14 protein-coding genes are annotated in these 14,779 nt (G+C 57.7%); 10 read left to right on the top strand and 4 right to left on the bottom strand.

From position 1 onward, the window contains the following. The first annotated feature begins 28 nt into the window (after positions 1 to 28). The gene (nagA, locus tag AC5S16_RS16280; RefSeq protein WP_493931152.1) at positions 29 to 1,186 is read left to right on the top strand and encodes an N-acetylglucosamine-6-phosphate deacetylase; all 1,158 of its coding nucleotides are present in this window, start codon (positions 29 to 31) and stop codon (positions 1,184 to 1,186) included. 6 nt (positions 1,187 to 1,192) lie between these two features. Here nagA and AC5S16_RS16285 read toward each other — a convergent pair whose 3' ends face one another. Continuing rightward, positions 1,193 to 2,107 (bottom strand): N-acetylglucosamine kinase, encoded by a 915-nt coding sequence (locus tag AC5S16_RS16285; protein ID WP_493931153.1) that lies wholly within the window; start codon positions 2,105 to 2,107, stop codon positions 1,193 to 1,195. 23 nt (positions 2,108 to 2,130) lie between these two features. Beyond that, entirely contained in the window at positions 2,131 to 3,399 is a 1,269-nt protein-coding gene (locus tag AC5S16_RS16290; protein ID WP_493931154.1) for an alkaline phosphatase family protein, read from the bottom strand. An 89-nt stretch (positions 3,400 to 3,488) separates the two neighbouring features. Here AC5S16_RS16290 and AC5S16_RS16295 point away from each other — a divergent pair, with 89 nt between their 5' ends. From AC5S16_RS16295 to AC5S16_RS16305, 3 genes are all read left to right on the top strand, one after another. Further along, positions 3,489 to 3,725, top strand: a complete 237-nt coding sequence (locus tag AC5S16_RS16295) for a type II toxin-antitoxin system VapB family antitoxin (protein ID WP_493931155.1) — start codon at positions 3,489 to 3,491, stop codon at positions 3,723 to 3,725. Next, positions 3,722 to 4,111: a type II toxin-antitoxin system VapC family toxin gene (gene vapC, locus AC5S16_RS16300; protein ID WP_493931156.1), complete on the top strand. Its 390-nt coding sequence runs from the start codon at positions 3,722 to 3,724 to the stop codon at positions 4,109 to 4,111. The genes AC5S16_RS16295 and vapC overlap by 4 nt, the downstream gene beginning before the upstream one ends. A 145-nt stretch (positions 4,112 to 4,256) precedes the next feature. Further along, the gene (locus tag AC5S16_RS16305; RefSeq protein ID WP_493931157.1) at positions 4,257 to 7,034 is read left to right on the top strand and encodes a M16 family metallopeptidase; all 2,778 of its coding nucleotides are present in this window, start codon (positions 4,257 to 4,259) and stop codon (positions 7,032 to 7,034) included. Here the strand turns inward: AC5S16_RS16305 and AC5S16_RS16310 are convergent. After that, positions 7,031 to 7,570, bottom strand: coding sequence for a DUF4337 domain-containing protein (locus AC5S16_RS16310; protein ID WP_493931158.1), 540 nt, complete (start codon positions 7,568 to 7,570; stop codon positions 7,031 to 7,033). The two genes, AC5S16_RS16305 and AC5S16_RS16310, sit on opposite strands and share 4 nt — an antisense overlap. Before the next feature lie 202 nt (positions 7,571 to 7,772). Here AC5S16_RS16310 and AC5S16_RS16315 point away from each other — a divergent pair, with 202 nt between their 5' ends. The 6 genes from AC5S16_RS16315 to AC5S16_RS16340 all read left to right on the top strand — a co-directional run bounded on the left by AC5S16_RS16315 (position 7,773) and on the right by AC5S16_RS16340 (position 13,699). Beyond that, positions 7,773 to 8,246 carry a winged helix-turn-helix transcriptional regulator gene (locus AC5S16_RS16315; RefSeq protein WP_493931159.1) on the top strand — a complete coding sequence of 158 codons (474 nt, stop codon included), beginning with the start codon at positions 7,773 to 7,775 and terminating at the stop codon, positions 8,244 to 8,246. Continuing rightward, positions 8,243 to 9,358 carry a WD40/YVTN/BNR-like repeat-containing protein gene (locus AC5S16_RS16320; protein ID WP_493931160.1) on the top strand — a complete coding sequence of 372 codons (1,116 nt, stop codon included), beginning with the start codon at positions 8,243 to 8,245 and terminating at the stop codon, positions 9,356 to 9,358. The genes AC5S16_RS16315 and AC5S16_RS16320 overlap by 4 nt, the downstream gene beginning before the upstream one ends. Beyond that, positions 9,355 to 9,651 (top strand): MoaD/ThiS family protein, encoded by a 297-nt coding sequence (locus AC5S16_RS16325; RefSeq protein WP_493931161.1) that lies wholly within the window; start codon positions 9,355 to 9,357, stop codon positions 9,649 to 9,651. Before AC5S16_RS16320 ends, AC5S16_RS16325 begins: the two co-directional genes overlap by 4 nt. 49 nt (positions 9,652 to 9,700) lie before the next feature. Continuing rightward, positions 9,701 to 10,087, top strand: coding sequence for a DoxX family membrane protein (locus tag AC5S16_RS16330; RefSeq protein ID WP_493931162.1), 387 nt, complete (start codon positions 9,701 to 9,703; stop codon positions 10,085 to 10,087). 178 nt (positions 10,088 to 10,265) lie between these two features. Then, positions 10,266 to 12,017 (top strand): CRTAC1 family protein, encoded by a 1,752-nt coding sequence (locus AC5S16_RS16335; protein WP_493931256.1) that lies wholly within the window; start codon positions 10,266 to 10,268, stop codon positions 12,015 to 12,017. After that, positions 12,014 to 13,699: a CRTAC1 family protein gene (locus AC5S16_RS16340; protein WP_493931163.1), complete on the top strand. Its 1,686-nt coding sequence runs from the start codon at positions 12,014 to 12,016 to the stop codon at positions 13,697 to 13,699. The genes AC5S16_RS16335 and AC5S16_RS16340 overlap by 4 nt, the downstream gene beginning before the upstream one ends. Here the strand turns inward: AC5S16_RS16340 and AC5S16_RS16345 are convergent. Further along, positions 13,689 to 14,747 (bottom strand): CgeB family protein, encoded by a 1,059-nt coding sequence (locus AC5S16_RS16345; protein ID WP_493931164.1) that lies wholly within the window; start codon positions 14,745 to 14,747, stop codon positions 13,689 to 13,691. The two genes, AC5S16_RS16340 and AC5S16_RS16345, sit on opposite strands and share 11 nt — an antisense overlap. Positions 14,748 to 14,779: the final 32 nt, after the last annotated feature.

The raw sequence follows: 14,779 nt of genomic DNA on the forward strand, positions 1-14,779 counted from the left end.
GTATGGTCTGGACTGAAGACCATTTTCTATGCGCAAAATCATCACCGCTGACAGGCTGCTGACTCCCGAGAAGACAATTACCCATCCAGTAGTAATGATCGACGACGGTGTGATTGCGAGCATCGCCTCGCGTGCTGAAGTTACAGTGCCTGAAGGCGAGCTCCATGAATTCTCCGGAGCAACGCTGGCCCCCGCCTATTTCGATGTGCACATCCACGGCAGCGCAGGCAGCGATGTGATGGAGGCCACGGAAGGCGCGCTCGATACCGTCGGCGGGTTTCTCGCGAAGCATGGCGTCGGCTCCTATTTTGCGACAACCGTCACTGCGCCTGTAGACGCAACGCTGAAGTCGCTGGGTGGTCTGGCGAAGCTCATCGGAAAAGACCTGAAGGGCGCAAAGCCGCTCGGCATTCATATTGAAGGTCCGTTTGTCTCGCACGCCAAAAAAGGCGCACATCCCGAGCGCGATCTGCAGCAGCCTTCCGTTGCATTGTTCAACCGCATGTGGGAAGCGGCGGAAGGGCATATCCGGCTAATGACGATTGCGCCGGAACTTCCCGAAGCCATTGAAGTGATCGAGCGCGCTGTCTCGCTGGGTGTGCGCGTCAGCCTGGGGCACAGCAATGCCGGGACCGAGGATGCATTGCGTGGCGTCAAGGCCGGAGCTGTTTCCGCCACGCATACCTTCAATGCCATGCGCCGCTTCGATCATCGCGACCCGGGAATTCTCGGGGTCGTGCTCACTCGCGATGATCTCTTTGCCGAGATCATCTGCGATGGCCTGCATGTTCATCCCACGGTGGTGCGCATGTTCTGGAAAGAGAAAGGTGCTGACCGCGCGATTCTCATCACCGACGCGATGAGCGCCACCGGCATGCCCGACGGCAACTACAAGCTGGGCGAGCTCGATGTCCGCGTGAAGAACGGCAAGTGCATCATCGGCGAAGACACGCTGGCCGGCAGCACGCTGACGCTGGATCGCGGCGTCCGCAATTTCGCCGAGTTTACCGGCGTTGACCTGGGAACGGTGGTGGCGCTCGCAACCCGCAATCCGGCGCGCATGGCCGGCCTGGAAGCGCAGGTTGGCGCGCTCGAAGCTGGACGGGCAGCTGACATCACAGTCCTGTCGCCGAAAGGCGAGGTGCAGGAGACGATCCTTCGCGGCGAGCGGGTGATCGCCGGATAGCCAATATCAGGCAACTCTATGACGCGCGCGCCACAGCGCGCCGATCACCGGATCGACAGCCTCCGGCAGTACCTTCACCATGGGAAAACTCCTGTGAATGGTGTCGATCATGCTTTCGCGCACGAAGCGGACGCCATTGAGTATCCCCCCGACATAAGCAACGCCGGGTACCGGAGCATCCGTCTCGAGCGCGCGAAGCCGGCGGACGGCGTGGGCCGCACCTTCGCCAAGAAGCTGTCCGCCAAGCTGCAGCACCTCGAGCGCAACGATGTCGCCGGCTTCGGCGCACTCCACGACTACCGGAGCGAGTTGCGAGAAGTCCGGCGCCGGAGTATCCGTAGCAATGTTCACCACATCGCCTATCGTTGGAGCAGACCAGAACTGCATCACGCGGTCGAGGATCATGGTCGGCCGCTGAAAATCATGAGCGCGGCAGGCAGCCTTCAGCGATTCGATGCCGATCCAGTAGCCTGAGCCCTCATCGCCCAGAATCGGGCCCCATCCGCCGACGTTGAAGGTTTCGCCTTTGCCGGTGCGGCCAAGAATATTGGAGCCGGTGCCGCCAATCACGAGCACGCCCGCCTCCCCGGGAAAGGCTGCATCGAGCGCGGTTGCCTCATCGCCGCAGACAAGAATCTCGCCGCCCGCATAGCGTCCGATGATCTGGTGCATCCACTCGTGAGTCTGCGGAAGGCGCACCCCCGCTGTGCCTACGCAGGAGACAGCGACCTGTTTCAGGTCAACTCCACTCTGGCGTGAGATTTCAGCGAGCAGCGTGCGCATGTTGGCTTCCGCCTCTTCAGCGGAAACGCGAAGTGGCTTGATGCTTCCATTCTGTGCGCGGGCAAGAATCTGTGTTTCGTCAGCGAGGGCGCAGTCGGTTTTGGTGCCGCCCGCGTCGAATCCTAGATAAAAGGCCATCGTTCCGTTTTTCTCTTTTGAGGTTATTGAAGGGCTGCGTCGGTCAACGCGCTGGAAAGAATGTTAAGGCTGCCATCAGTGGGAGGAGCCGGTAACTGCAGGATCTTTGCGATAAAGGGATAGACATTCACATTTTCAAATGGCTTGAGCGCTATTCCTGCTCTTATATCTGGTCCAACAGCATAGAAAATAGCTTTCATCTCCGGCAGGTCGCGCGGATCGTATCCGTGGACTCCCATGTTTGGCGGATGATCCTGCTCACCCGCCGCGGGGCCGTGCGCGCGGATGGCATAGGGACCTTTGGGAACAATAATGGGATCTCCTGCCCTCGGGTTGCCATCGTAGTGCAGCCATGCCGGCATGCGTGCGCGGCGATAGACGATGAATTTAGCGTCTGCCGCCTTCAGCTTCTGATAAGCGCTGTCCGCATCGGTCTCGGAGTTGGCGTAGAGCAGCGAGCCGACAGTCGTCAAACGCGATAGGTCAGCGTATTGATCGAGGTTGATCCATGTGCCTTCACGGCGCGCCATGCCATGGTCGCTCACAATGATCAGGTCCACGGGCATATGCAGGGCATCAAGCCCGGCATGCAGCTTTCCGATCAGCACATCGACATGCTTGACGGTTTCGGCAACCTGCGAACTGTCCGGGCCAAACTCATGACCTGCATGGTCTACGTTTGAGTAGTACAGGGTGATGAAGTGCGGGCGTTTTTCCTCCGGAAGCCTGAGCCAGTCCAGCACCTGGTCGACGCGTTTTTCATCGGGAAACTTGTCGTCAAAGTGCAGGTAGTAGCTGGGGCGCGTGTCCTTGATGGCGGCTTCCGATCCCGGCCAGAAGAAGCAGGCGGAGCGCATGCCCTGCTTTTCAGCGAGAACCCACAGCGGCGTGCCTCCATACCATGAGCCGTCGCTGTCGGTCTTCGGGTCGTTGAAGGCGTATCGCTCCTTCCGCTGCTGATCGTAGAAGCTCATCGCGACAATGCCGTGGTGCTCAGGATAGAGTCCCGTGACAAGCGCGTAGTGGTTCGGAAATGTCAGCGAAGGATACGACGGAATCATGCCGTCGGGCGCGCTGGCTCCATGCTTTGCCAGCTCCAGCAGATGCGTCGCTCCATACTTCTTCGCGTAGTCGTAGCGGAAGCCGTCGAGCGAAACCAGCACGACATAGTGCTTCTGCTCCTGGATGAGCGCGTTCGGCCCGTTGTCGACAGTAATGACCGGCGCGATCTGCTGGGCAGCGGCAGTGATCGACAGGAAAGCACAGAAAAGGAACAGCAGAAGGCGCTTCATTCATCACCAGCTTAATGGATTGGCTGCCATTGCGGACAGTTGAATGCCATATCGAGTTTCCTGGTCATCGATTCAGGTATGCTATACACATGAAACGCACAAATCTTGTGCTTGATACGCAACTGCTCGATGAGGCAACGCAGGTATTGCACGTGAAGACATATTCGGCTGCAGTCAACGTGGCGCTTGCCGAGGTTCTGCGGATGCGGCGTATTCAATCCATGCCCCAGTTCTTTGGCCAGGGCCTCTGGGAAGGAAGCCTGCCGGAGATGCGTGAGGACAAGCAGGAGGGGCGCCGGCAGTTGAAACGCCGCAAGCGGCTGTGATTCTCGTCGATACATCTGTCTGGATTGAATTGCTGAACGGCAGACTGGGTGAGAGTGTTTCAGAGCAACAGCTGCTCAACTTTGCTACTTGTGGTCCCGTCATGCAGGAGGTGCTGCAGGGACTGCGGCATACTTCGGCAAGCGACGCCTTTCGCGACGCATTTCTTGCTCTGCCCCTACTCAGTGATCCGTTGCCGCGACCGCTCTTCCTGGCAGCGGCGGAGATTTACCGGCTCGGCAGAGCGAAAGGTTACACCGTCCGCTCATCTACGGATTGCCTGATCGCCGCTATTGCCATAGAAAACAAAGTGCCGGTCTGGCACAGGGACCGGGATTTCGACGCTATCGCAAAATTTACGTCCCTTCAGGTGAAGCGGCAGAACTGAGACTGCCGACTGTCCTATATTTCAGTACATATCCTGCCTGTTATCATCCCAATTACCAATTTCCGGGTCGGACAAAGCGCATCTGAGGGGAGGCGCGTGTAACCTCATGTCTCGAAAATGCATCGCTCTTTTGGGAGTATCCATCATGGCTGTCTCATCGTTTGCTGGCATAGCAGAAACCGCGAAGCTGAAAGTGCCCGAGATCAAGTATGAAACCTACACGTTGCCGAACGGCCTGCAGGTGATCCTGTCGGAAGATCACCGGCTGCCGATCGTCGGTGTTGATTTGTGGTATCACGTCGGTCCGGTAAAGGAGCGCGCGGGACGAACCGGCTTTGCCCATCTTTTCGAGCACATGATGTTTGAAGGCTCGAAGCATGTGGGCGAAAAGGCGCACTTCAAATACCTGGAGGCCGCCGGCGCTTCGGACATCAACGGAACAACCTCGTTTGACCGGACAAATTATTTCGAGACGCTGCCCTCAAACCAGTTGGAGCTCGCTCTGTGGCTCGAGAGCGACCGCATGGGCTTCCTGCTCGATACGCTGGACCGCGAGAAGCTGACGAACCAGCGCGACGTGGTGCGCAACGAGCGCCGCCAGAGCGTCGAAAACCGCCCCTACGGCCTTGTGGACGAAGCGCTGGTCAATACGCTCTTCCCCAAAGAGCACCCCTATCACGCAAATGTGATGGGTTCACACGCTGATGTCGAAGCGGCTCGGCTCGAAGATGTGCGCGAGTTTTTCAAACAGTATTACGCGCCGAACAACGCCACCATTGCCATCGCCGGAGACATCGACAAGGCAAAGACGAAGGTCCTGATCGAAAAATATTTCGGACCCATCCCCAAGGGGCCGGATGTTCCGAAAGTCGACGTAAACACGCCCGCTATCACGACAGAAAAGCGCATCACGGTGACAGATAGCGTCCAGCTGCCCAAGGTACTCTTCGGATGGCTGACTCCTCCGGCATTTGCTCCCGGCGACGCCGAAGGTGATTTCGCGTCATATGTGCTGGGCGGCGGCAAAACCAGCCGTCTCTATCGCAAGCTGGTCTATGAGCAGCAGATTGCGCAATCTGCCGAGTGCTACAACGAATCGCAGGCGCTCCGGTCGTGGACAAGCTGCGAGCTGGTGGCGCGTCCCGGAGTCACTGCCGAGCAGCTCGAGAAGGCTGCCAACGATGTCATCGACGACTTTCTCCAGAATGGCCCCACCCAGGAGGAGATCGATCGCGCCCGCAACGTAACTCAGTCAGAAAAGATACGCGGCCTGCAGCGCGTAGGCGGCTTCGGAGGCATCGCCGACACCCTCAACTACTACAACCAGTACACCGGTGACCCCGGTTATCTGCCGAAAGACCTCGCGCGTTACGATGCGCTGACGCCGGCAAGCGTGCAGAAGTTCGCTCAGGCAACTCTCACGCAGAGCCGGCGCGTGACGGTCTATGGCATTCCAGGCAAGAAGGAAGTCAACGACGTCCCGCGCAGCCCTGCAGATACAGATGCCAGCGTAAAGATCACTCCCGAATATTCCGCTGAGTTTGATCAGGCGCAGGCATGGCGCAAGACTGCGCCGCAGGCCGGGCCGCAGCCAAAGCTGGCTCTGCCGGAGCCTCACACGTTTACTCTGGCCAACGGACTGAAAGTTTATCTGGTGGAATCGCACAACCTGCCGGTTTTCAGCGCGTCACTGGTGACGCTAGGCGGCAGCGAGGCCGATTCTCCAAAGAAGCCCGGAGTAGCAGGGTTTGCAGCAGCCATGCTGACCGAGGGAACCACCACGCGCAGCGCGACGCAGGTTGCCGATGCCGTCGATCAGATCGGTGCGAGTCTCAGCAAGAATGCCAGCAACGACATTGCCTATGTGCGCATCAGCGCATTGAGCAATGTAGCTGGCCCGGCGCTCGACCTGCTTTCTGATGTTGGCCTGCATCCCACCTTCAGCGATAAGGAAATCGACCGCATCCGCAAGCAGCGGCTTACGTCGCTTCTGCAACTGAAAGACCAGCCCGTGCAGGTTGCCTTTTCGGTCGCCAACCGCGCCATCTATGGCCCTGACAGCCCATATGGCTACCGCAGCATCGGGACCGAGTCCTCGCTCAAAGCAATTACCCGCGACGATCTTGCATCGTTCTGGCAGGAGCATTACGCGCCGGCGAATTCCGCGCTCGTCTTTGCCGGAGACCTGACAGAGAAGCAGGCGCGCGATCTGGCCGAAAAGTATTTCGGCTCATGGTCAACAAAAGGAGTTGTGTCGCAGCCGCCAACAGCGCCCGCTCCTCCAACGCGTCATGTGATTCTGGTCGATCGTCCGGGAGCGCCGCAGACAGCGATCTGGGCCGCGGGAGTCGGTGCCCCGCGTTCCACTCCCGATTACGCTCAGTTGAACGTGGTCAACACCATGCTGGGCGGATTGTTTTCAAGCCGCATCAACATGAACCTGCGCGAGCAGCATGGGTATACCTATGGTGCATTCAGCATGTTTCAGTTTTTACGGGGCCCAGGGCCCTTCTTTGCAGGTGCTTCGGTGCGGACAGACGTAACCGCTCCCGCAGCGCATGAGCTCTTTGCCGAACTCGACCGCATCCGTACAAGCCCTTTGTCTGCTGAAGAATTGAAGATGTCAAAGGACAACCTCACCCGGTCGCTCCCCGGCGATTTCGAAACCGTGGAAGAAACTTCGGGTAGGATGGCCGAGATCTTTACCTACCAGCTTCCGCTCGACTATTACCGGACGTATCCGGAGAAGATCGATGCGGTCACTGCGGAACAGGCAGCAAGCGCCGCCCTCAAATACATCCATCCGGAGAACATGATCTTTATCGCTGTGGGAGACAAAGCCAAAATCGCGCCCGAGATTGAGAAGCTGAACCTCGGGCCGATTGAAGAGTGGAGTACGGACGCCGAGCCAGTGAAGCACTAGCGGAAGAAAGCCGCCGCGCAGACTGCAATTCCGGCGAGGCCGAAGACCATTCCTGCGAACCAATACAGGCGCAGGTGCGTTAACAACGTAATGGATGTGATCACGAGGCCGATTTCAAGCAGGGCCTCTCCGAAGTCGAAGCGGTCGGCTCTATGCTCGGCGCGGCGCACATCGGCTTCGAAGTCCTGCGCTTTTTCCTGCTCCTCTTTGAGGTCTTCGTCCCATTTTGCCGAGTGTTCTTTATAGCTCTCCATGAGCTTCTGGGCGCCTTCATCCTTCGCTGCGAGCGTAAGGAGCAGATCCCGGGTCAGCTGTGTTTCATTCTGGCGAATCTTCTTCGCCTGGTACTCGTTCCACAGGTCGCTTGCCTTGGCCTGCGCCAGAACCGCCTCAGTGTGTGTCCGATGCCCGAGCACTGTGCACACAGCGACCAGCACCGCAAGCAGGCTCATGGTAAAGGTGACAGGGCGAAGGCTGGGATGCTTCTCAGCCTCTTCATGGTGTTCGTGGAGTTCGTGGACTTCGTTTGCTTCCATGGCTTCCTTTCGTTTTATGAAAACACATGGAGCCAGTGTTAGTCGCGGTCCTGGCTGAGCCTGGTGGCCTGCCCTCTGAAAAGGATTGTTATCATGAAAAATTTCAGGGTTAAATTACTTGCAAATTAAAAGTAAATATTGATATGGTGCCAACGTGGCAGTCAGGCCTGGATCAAAATCACGATCAGGATGTCCCGTGAATATGGCGCTGGAGGTCTTTGGCGACCGCTGGTCACTATTGATCGTTCGCGACATGATGGTGCGAGGCTTCCGGCAATTCAAGGAGTTTCTGGAGGCGGGCGAGGGCATTGCCACCAACGTTCTTGCCGATCGTCTGAAGAAGCTTGAGACCGCGGGCATTCTTCAGGCAGAGGCGGAGGAAACGGACCGGCGCAAGCTCAATTACCGGCTGACAGAGAAGGGCATTGATCTGGCTCCCGTGCTGCTGGAGTTGCTGATCTGGGGCGCACAGCATGAAGAGGTGGGAGTTCCATGCGGGCTGATTGCAGAGATGGCGAAAGACCGCGCAGCACTGCTCAAGGAAGTGCGGCAACGCTGGCAGCAGCGGGACACGACGCCATTGCTGCCCTGGTTTTATGACGGTGAAAAGAGCGCGCCCGAAAACAGTTTTCAGCACAGTAAAGTTCGCAAACTTTCGAGGAGGAGTAAAAGATGAGCAGTGTTCGAGTATTGGTCGGAACGAGAAAAGGCGCATTCGTCCTGGAGTCGGACGGCAAGCGCGAGAAATGGGAGGTCAGCGGACCTTTCTTCGCAGGATGGGAGATGTACCACATCAAAGGTTCGCCGGTCGATCCGAACCGGTTATACGCTTCGCAGTCGAGCGGATGGTCTGGTCAGGTGATGCAGCGCTCGAATGACGGCGGCAAGACCTGGGAAGTAGTCGGCAACAAGTTTGCCTATGACGGCGTTCCTGGCACGCACCAGTGGTATGACGGCACTCCGCACCCGTGGGAGTTCAAGCGCGTGTGGCATCTCGAGCCATCGCTGACTGATCCGGATACAGTGTATGCGGGCATCGAAGATGCGGCGCTCTTCCGCTCGACCGATGGCGGGCAGAACTGGGAAGAACTCTCTGGATTGCGCGGGCACGGTTCTGGCCCCCACTGGCAGCCGGGCGCGGGCGGCATGTGTCTGCATACTATCATTCTCGATCCAGGCAATCCGCAGCGCATCTTCATTGCCATCTCGTCAGCAGGCGCATTCCGCACCGATGACGGCGGTAAGACATGGCAGCCCATCAACCGTGGCCTGCGTTCGCAATATATCCCCGACCCGGATGCCGAGGTTGGCCACTGCGTGCACCACATCGCCATGCACCCGTCGCGTCCGGACGTGCTGTTTATGCAGAAGCACTGGGATGTAATGCGGAGCGACAATGCCGGTGATTCGTGGATTGAAGTGAGCGGAAATCTCCCCACCGACTTCGGCTTCGCCATCGACGTGCATGCGCATGAGCCGGAGACGGTCTATGTAGTCCCCATCAAGAGCGACTCTGAGCATTTTCCGCTCGATGGGCAGCTTCGCGTCTATCGCAGCCGCTCGGGCGGCAACGAATGGGAGCCGCTGACGAAGGGCCTTCCGCAGAAAGACTGTTACGTAAACGTACTGCGCGATGCGATGTCGATCGATTCGCTCGATAAGTGCGGCGTCTATTTCGGCACAACCGGCGGCCAGGTCTACTGTTCATCCGATGCGGGCGATTCGTGGTTCCCGATCGTGCGTGATCTCCCCGCAGTGCTTTCGGTAGAGGTGCAGACGCTGTCATGATCCGTGTGCATCTGCCGCAGCACCTGCGCACGTTGGTGCATGTGAACGGCGAAGTGGAGCTCGAAGTTGCAGGAGAAATCACGCAGCGCTCGGTGCTGAATGCGCTCGAAGCAAGATATCCGGCGCTGCGCGGAACCATTCGCGATCAGGTCACGCAGCAGCGGCGTGCGTTTCTGCGCTTCTTTGCCTGCGAGGAGGACCTCTCGCATGAGTCGCCGGATACCCCGTTGCCGGAGGCAGTGGCAAAGGGCAAGGAACCGTTCTTGATTATTGGGGCCGTTGCCGGTGGTTAAGCGAATGTGGCAGTCTTAGTCCACTTATTTTTCTGATGGAGCGCTGCGAATGAAAATTGTTGCGTTGATCGCCCGCATTCTCCTTGGCCTGATGTTCGTTTTCTTCGGCCTGAATGGATTTCTCAACTTCCTCCACGCCCCTTTGCCTGGAGGAGATGCCGGAGCTTTCATTGGTGCTCTCTTCCATTCTCACTACCTGTATCTCATCGCCGGAACACAGGTAATTGCAGGAGCCCTGCTGCTCGTGGGTTTATATGTGCCGCTGGCGCTGGTTTTTCTCGGAGCAATGCTCGCAAACATCATCACCTTTCATCTCACCATGGAGCATGGAGGGGCCCAATTGGCCATCTTGGCCACGATTCTCTGGCTCATTCTGGCATGGTATTACCGTGCGCATTTTGCGCCGCTGCTGGCTCGGAAAGCCTCAGAGGGCTGAAATACCCTCCACCTTTTGGTGGAGACAGATCACCACCTGAATCTGCTATATTCAGCCCGTGTTTCGTTGCAGCCAAATGACTTCGTTGTATACAGGGGGCCGTGTGCTCATGGCCCTTTCGTTTCTTCTTTTCTCCGGATTGGTTTATGGCCAGGACTCTCCGCCTCCGCAGACCCCAATGGGAGGCAACAGCACCGGCGGCGTTCATGCCCCGGTGCGCGATGCCCAGAACCGCCCTATCACTGCCGGCGGCTTCGTCGACAGCGGGCCGGTCGTCTTCAAGGATGTGACAAAGGAATCCGGGCTCGCAACGTGGCGGCACACCATGGGCACTCCCGAAAAGCAGTTCATCATCGAGACGAATGGCTCCGGCGTCGGCCTCATCGATTACGACAACGATGGCTGGCTCGACGTTTATCTGGTCAACGGTTCAACGTATGAAGCCATGCAGGGTAAGGCTGCCTCACCGCACGCCGCGCTCTTCCATAACAACCATGACGGAACATTTACTAACGTTGCCGAGAAGGCCGGAGTCACCAACGACCGCTGGGGCTTCGGCGTGGCTATTGGCGATTATGACAACGACGGCTGGCCGGATATTTTCGTCAGCAACTATGGCAAGAACCGTCTTTACCACAACAATCACGATGGAACCTTTACCGATGTAGCCGAAAAGGCTGGCGTAACACTGGGCAACTGGTCTACAGGCGCAACCTTCGGCGATTACGACGGCGACGGAAAGCTCGATCTCTTCGTGCCTGGCTACGTGCATTACGACATGAGCAGTCCTCCCGCGCCGGGATCGAAGGCCGTCTCCTTCAACTTCTGCCAGTTCCGCGGAGTCAGCGTGATGTGCGGCCCCCGCGGCCTCAAGGGCGAGCGCGACCATCTCTTCCATAACAACGGCGACGGCACATTTACTGACGTAAGCGAGAAGGCGGGCGTCAGCGATCCCAACGGCTATTACGGATTCACCGGCATCTTTGCCGACGTAAACAACGACGGCAAGATAGACTTGATCGTCGGCGATGACTCAACGCCGAACTATCTGTACATCAACAAGGGCAACGGCACATTTGAGGATGACAGCTATGCCTCCGGCTTTGCCCTGAACCAGGACGGGCGCGAGATCGCGGCCATGGGTATCGGCGTTGGCGACTACCAGAACAACGGCCGCCTCGATCTGCTGGCGACGGATTTTTCCGACGACTACAAGGTGCTCTATCACAACGACGGCGATGGCAACTTTACTGACGTCAGCTATCATGCCGGCATTGCGCAGGACACCATCTCCTTTCTCGGCTGGGGTGTCGGATTCCTTGACTACGACAATGATGGCTGGCCGGATGTGCTGATGGTGAACGGCCATGTGTACCCACAGGTCGACAAGCAGGACTGGGGTACGACCTTCGCTGAGCGTCCTCTGCTCTATCACAACAACAAGGGACAGAAATTCGAGCTGGTGCCGCCCGTAAAGAACACGGGGCTTGCAGCCGTTGTTCCCGGACGTGGTGCTGCCTTCGGCGACCTGTTCAACGACGGCAAGATCGACGTAGTTGTCAGCGTGATGGACGGCGCTCCTCTGCTGTTGCGCAATGTAAGCGCAGATTCGCATCACTGGATCACGTTCAAGCTCGTTGGCGGGCCAAAGAGCCCGCGCGATGCGGTCGGCGCATCAGTGTACGTTACAACTGGCGCCGTGCGGCAGCGTCAGGATGTAATCAGCGGCGGCAGCTACCTTTCCTCGAATGACCAGCGCGTGCATTTCGGACTGGGCGACTCCTCCAAGGCCGACCAGGTAGAAATCCACTGGCCCAGCGGAGCCGTGGAGAAAATCAATCCACCGAATGTCGATCGCATCTACACGGTGCAGGAAGGCAAAGGCATCGTGGGAGAGCTTTCGGGCAAAGAGGCAAAAGCGAAGAAATGAGGTACGTGGCCGGCGCTCTTCTTCTGGGACTCGCTTTGCCGATCAGTTGTTATTCGCAGGCCGCAAATCCTGTTCCGGGCAATTTCGTCGAAGTAAACGACCCTGCTGTCGCGCATTTCGAGCACCAGGCGCCGCACACATCGAAGAAGTATCTGATCGAGACAATGGGATCGGGTGCAGCGCTCTTCGACTATGACAACGATGGCCGCCTCGATCTGTTTCTCGTCAATGGCGCCCCTTTCAGCGATCCCACGCCAAAAGGCACCATCCCGAAGAAAACCGGCCCGGAGTACTGGAACCGCCTCTACCATCAGAAAGCAGACGGCTCATTTGAAGACGTAACGGAGAAGGCCGGACTCCAGGGCGTCGGCTATGGAATGGGGGTTGCCGTTGCAGACTACGACAACGACGGCTACGAAGACCTCTACGTAACCGCATATGGCGGAAACAGGCTCTACCACAACAACGGCAACGGCACATTCACGGATGTAACCGCGAAGGCAGGCGTCGAAGGCAGCGGCTGGTCAACCAGTGCGGCGTGGGTGGATCTCGACAACGACGGCCTGCTCGATCTGGTAGTCCTTCGCTATATCCAGTGGGACTGGGATGATGTCTGGTGCGGTGAGCATCGCGAGGGCTATCGCGGCTATTGCCATCCGGATGTCTTTCAGCCCATCGCCATGCTCGTCTATCACAACAACGGCGACGGCACCTTCACCGAAGAGGCGCACAAGCTCGGCCTCGACAAACCGGCAAAGGCGCTGGGCATCGCCATCGCCGACTACGACCACGACGGCCACATCGACATCTTCGTAGCCAACGATTCGATGGTCGAATTCCTCTTCCATAACAAAGGTGATGGAACATTCGAAGAAGTGGGACTTGAGTCTGAGATTGCTGTCGACGGCGAGGGCCGCACCTACGCCGGAATGGGCGTCGATTTTTCGGATTACAACAACGACGGCCTCCCCGACCTGATCATCACCAACCTCGCCAACCAGAAGTACGCGCTCTACCAGAACAGCGGCGACAGCTCATTCACATACGCGACTTACACCTCCGGCGTCGGAGGCATGACGCTGCTGCACTCCGGCTGGGGAATCCGCTTTCTCGATTACGACAACGATGGATTGAAAGACCTGCTGATCGCGCAGGGTCACGATCTCGACACCATTGAGAAGACCTTTCCGCAGCTCCACTATCGGGAGCCAATGCTGCTGGCGCGCAACATCGACGGAAAGAAATTCGTCGATGTCTCCTCTGCATCAGGCGACGTCTTTACCAGACGCTGGGTAGGCCGCGGCATGGCGATTGGCGACCTCAACAATGATGGCCTGCTCGATGCAGTCGTGACGGAAAACGGCGGCCCCGCCCATATCCTTATCAACAAAACGCAGACCACGAACCATTGGCTTGGCCTGAAGCTTATCGGGCATAAGAGCAACCGCGATGGCATCGGCGCTGTGGTGAAGCTCACCACGTCCGCAGGCCCGCAGTGGGGAACAGTGACGACCACCGTCGGCTATCTTTCATCGAGCGATCCGCGCGTGCACTTCGGACTAGGCAAGGACACAGCCGCGCAGAGCATAGAAATCCGCTGGCCAAGCGGAATTGTGCAGACGCTCAAAGACGTGAAGGGCAGCCAATACATCACCGTGGACGAGCCCACTGCTAAGAAATAACCGGCTCTTCGATGCCATCCAGTTTGAGCAGGATTTTTCTGAGCTGTGCATCGTTGTCGTAGCCGGACTTCGACGCGCGTTCGCGTCCGCGTAGGGCAATAGCCTGCCGCGCCTCAGGATTCCTGAGGTAAAAGCGGCATTTGTCAGCGCACTCTTCAATAGAGGAGAAGTAGACCGCTTCTTTATCCTCCTCAAATGCTTCCAGATGTCCAGGCGTTCGCAGCGCGAGCAGAAACGATGCACACGCGGTAATCTCGAAAGACTTATGGCCCACATCTTCCTCGTTGGACTGGGTGACGAACGCCAGATTGATTTTCGATTTCCAGATCATCTCGCGGTAATCGGCGCCTAGAACAGCCGGATGCGTTACATATTTCGCGTAACGTTCTGCGTTCGGAATCTTCTGCCAGCCGCCGCCTGCGATGAGGACAGGTACTTTGTGGGTCTCAGCCAATGCACGGAGAAATTCTGGACGATCATCATACGGGCTGCCCGTAAATGAGACCTCCCGTGTACGATCAGAATCGCTCCATGGAGCAGGCGGTGGAAAGTGCGCCGTTGGCTCATAGCTGAGCAGCACCTTCACAAAGGGCAGGCCCCACTGCTCGTACCGCGGTATGTCCACGGTTCGCAGCAGGCAATGCAGGTCTATGTGTCTGTATATTTTGTAGAACTGCATCCAGCAGCCGTCGTTGCGTGGGCCAAAAGGGTTGTCCTGGTTATAGCAGACAGTCAATGCCCCGGCTGACTTGATTTCACGGATGGTTTCCAGGGTAAAGATTAGAGGCCTGTCAAACCACACAACATCCGGTTTCTGCGCCTTGACCATTTTCACAAGTTCGCGATTCGCGCGCGAGATGAGAGGACCTACAGGATACCGGTAGCGGATTTTAGAAAGGAGAGGTGACTTAGACAGATATGGAATCGGGCTGTAGGAGACAACCTGCTGCCCAAGCCGCTGCAGGCTCATAAATCGGTATGTCGAAGTCCCGGGAGCGCCTATGTCTCCCACGTAAATGATTTTTCTGTTGGCCGGAGTCGTTGGCATTCTTCCCTGGTGCACACAAATCCATTCTGAAT

It is taken from the genome of Acidobacterium sp. FHG110202_01 (assembly GCF_059115305.1).